The following is a 2,272-nucleotide window of genomic DNA, read 5'->3' as shown; positions in this document are numbered from 1 at the left end:
GTCGAGACAGGCGACCCGCCGCCCGGCCGTGGACAACCCGCGACGCAACAGGAGGATCCACACCTGGCTAAAACCAACTGCAGTTCCGTCCGTCGAACCGGGTCACTCTCAAAAGGTGAGCGCACGTGCCAGCAGAAGCAACTTGGGGTGCGCACGTTTTATTGCCAAAAGGTTCGATCAGAGCGGGTGATTGCTATCTTAATTCGCGGGCAGGATTTTTCTAACTGATAGGATTGGTAAACTCAAGTAATCGGATGTCGTGCCGTTAGCACGCGTCGACTTTTTTTTACCAGGAAGTAACTGATACTGCTGAAATATGGACTATGAATAAACGGAACACCAATTAAAGAGACGTGTTGCCCCCCGGCAGTAAGACTTTTGACCTGAGATATCTCTTTACTTTAGCCTGTCCCAGACGCCCGCCTTCTGCCATGCGTCCAGGCGACGCCAGCAGGTCGCGCCGGAGCCAAACCCCAGTGCGACCGGCAAGTGGTTCCATCGCATCCCGGTGTGTAACACAAACGGCACGCCATTGAACGCGGCCCGGTCCGACACTCGGGGCCGGCCACGGCTTTCGTTGTCCCGACGCTTCGGCTTCGGCAGTAACTGTTCGATCAGTGTCCACAATTCGTCGTCAATGATCGGTGCTTGCATCCCCTCAGTCTCCGTTGTCTGGATGACTGAGGTTAACATCGCGTCCGGAAAGTTAACGGCCCCTCGCGGGATTTTTTTTTTGAACTGGCCTCTTACATTGAACGAACAGGCCGGCCCGTCACAACCGGGGCCGTTTCCCCGACCGCCTGCGCGTCCCGGATTGATCCATCGGAAGCGCCCCTACCAGATCGCTCATGGCTGGCTGGCCGTCCTGGCCCCCGTTGTACCCCGGTCGGCTGCCCCACGGGAATGCGCCAGTGCCCGTTCGGTCGCATCCTGCCGGCAATCACTCAGATAGGTTCGCGCTCGCTCCAGGATCCCCTGGATCTGACCTGCGCCTTTGCGCTGCTCACGGTCCCTGACCGGTGCCCGCCCGATCGCGTCCTGCTGTCGCCCGGGCCTCCCCTGCCTGCACCGTGGGGTCGTGAATACCAGGCGCCCCTGAAGCCATTCTGATTAATCTGGATAAACCAACATAACCAGGCATTATTAATTGGCCAAACGATACATCAAACCAGTATCAATCCATCACCAGATAAACACATAACTGATTATTGCCAGATTATCCGGGGATATATAAATTAGTTGTACGAATCGATTCTCCGTTACACCAACAACCCATCGTACTGCGCATGGCAAAGCTGCCTGCGCAGTGAAATTTGCGCACTCATAGAGGATTACAGCCATGAACAGGAATCTTTATCAGCTGGTGTGGAACCGTCGTGTGCAGGCGTGGGTGCCAGCAGCGGAGACCGCGATCGCCAACTCGAAAGGGAAAGGACAACGTACCCCGAAAACGGCAACTGCTGAACTAATTAGTCACCGCTTCCGGCACGCGGCGGGCATTTCCACACTTGCTGTTCTGTCCGCGCTGGGAGCCACGGTCCCGACGCCCGCGTTTGCGGACTATTCGGCTAACGGCGGCGTCATCACCGATGACCCCAACTGTGGCAGTGGCGTGGCCGGCGGCAACATCTCCATTGCGGCGGATAGCGCGGAACCGACAAACGTTGCTTCTGGGTGCAATGCCATCGCCATTGGGATGTCCTCTGTTGCCTCAGCATCGGGTGTGACATCAGGAAGCGTCGGGGACGTGAATCCCATCGCAATCGGCGCCACTACCACGGCCGCGGGTATGGATGCGGTAGCAGTTGGCAGTAACGCACATGCAGTTGGGGATCAGGCGACAGCCGTTGGTGGAGGAGTAAATGTAGCAGCTGGTAAAACCGGAGCAGCGGGCGCGAATGCGACAGGTGCCAAGGCGTCGGCGTTCGGTACGGGATCTTTCGCAAATGGGGATAACGCGACGGCAGTGGGGGAGCAGGCAACAGCCAGCGGGGCGACAGCGTCGGCCTTCGGGCAAAGCGCTACGGCAAGCGGAAATAACGTGGCCGCGATAGGGCTGGGCGCGACAGCGAGTCAGGACAATGCCTTGGCGCTGGGTGCCCTTGCTACGGCATCGGTCGCGAACTCGGTCGCGCTGGGTACCAATTCGGTCGCGGCGACGGCCGCTGTGCCGGTGACAGGCGACACGATCGCGGGCACGGCGTATACGTACGCGGGCAGCGCAAGCGGCGTGGTGAGCGTGGGCGCGGCGGGAGCCGAACGGCAGATCACC

General features: G+C 59.1%; 1 protein-coding gene and 2 pseudogenes. 2 read left to right on the top strand and 1 reads right to left on the bottom strand.

The window, feature by feature from the left end:
* Positions 1-228: pseudogene (locus HV796_RS43775) on the top strand (hypothetical protein); the annotation flags it as partial.
* Between the two features lie 174 nt (positions 229-402).
* Here HV796_RS43775 and HV796_RS41775 read toward each other — a convergent pair.
* Positions 403-654 (bottom strand): annotated as a pseudogene (locus tag HV796_RS41775) (transposase); the annotation flags it as partial.
* 685 nt (positions 655-1,339) lie between these two features.
* Between HV796_RS41775 and HV796_RS41770 the strand changes: the two are divergent.
* Positions 1,340-2,272 (top strand): ESPR-type extended signal peptide-containing protein (locus HV796_RS41770; protein WP_281369998.1); only part of this gene is annotated, 933 nt, incomplete at its 3' end.

Origin of the sequence: Paraburkholderia humisilvae, assembly GCF_902859855.1 — a bacterium.
Taxonomy (GTDB): Bacteria; Pseudomonadota; Gammaproteobacteria; order Burkholderiales; family Burkholderiaceae; genus Paraburkholderia; species Paraburkholderia humisilvae.
Note: the sequence above shows the minus strand (reverse complement) of the source record. Positions and strands in the feature narration are given on the sequence as shown.